Annotated in this window: 1 protein-coding gene; it reads right to left on the bottom strand. The window is 43.4% G+C overall.

The features are described from left to right. Positions 1–167 precede the first annotated feature (167 nt). Entirely contained in the window at positions 168–515 is a 348-nt protein-coding gene (locus JCM21531_RS17380; RefSeq protein ID WP_243467904.1) for a hypothetical protein, read from the bottom strand. Between the last annotated feature and the right edge of the window lie 234 nt (positions 516–749).

Genomic DNA, 749 nt, shown 5'->3' with positions numbered 1-749 from the left:
TAGGATACAAATTTCTTAACATTTCTGACTGATATAATTTCTGTACTAATAACTGCAGCAGCCTTTCAAATTCCTCTTTACTTGCCCCTTCTGTTTCAACAAAGCTTACGGCTGCAACCTACGCTTTTACGTTTCAGGGAGCAATACAGAGGCCTTTTCCCCGGCCGCTAAACCTTCTTCCAGCCTTTTGCTTTTAGTCTTTCCTGTGTGTAATCTTCCGGCCTGCAGTTCTCCAAGGTTTTTCTGCACTTGATGTTTTCGTACAGAATTGAATCCCCTTTGAGAACCAGCTTCTTTATCCAGCCGCTGGACAACGATTTTTCCCATACTTCACTTTGAATACTGGTAAAATACAACTCCAGCGCCCTTTCAATAATGGCATTGGCACCAGACAAACCCTCTTGTTTAGCAAGTACCTTGGCTTGATTTAATAAGGCTTCCTCTATGGTTGTGGTAATCTTTGCTCTCACGCTTTCACCCCTTCCTACGGTTAATGCCTTTATTCCGTAGTACATTCATCACTCTGAACCGCTGGTATAGCAAGTCAATTATGCTTAAGAAAGCAGTATTTCTATCAGTTTTAGAATTGAGCTCCGCCCCTGCCAAAGCTTCTTGTAGGAAGGGAGTAGCAAGTCCAATTTGCTCATTTCACCCTAAGTATTGCTTAGGCTCAGACTTGGCTCAAATCTGAGCAAATCATCTCGCTTCCAAAGCCACTGCCCATGAGAGCGTTGCTCCGTTTTTCGGTG

It is taken from the genome of Acetivibrio straminisolvens JCM 21531 (assembly GCF_000521465.1).
Lineage (GTDB): Bacteria > Bacillota > Clostridia > Acetivibrionales > Acetivibrionaceae > Hungateiclostridium > Hungateiclostridium straminisolvens.
This window is presented reverse-complemented; position numbering and strand designations above follow the sequence as displayed.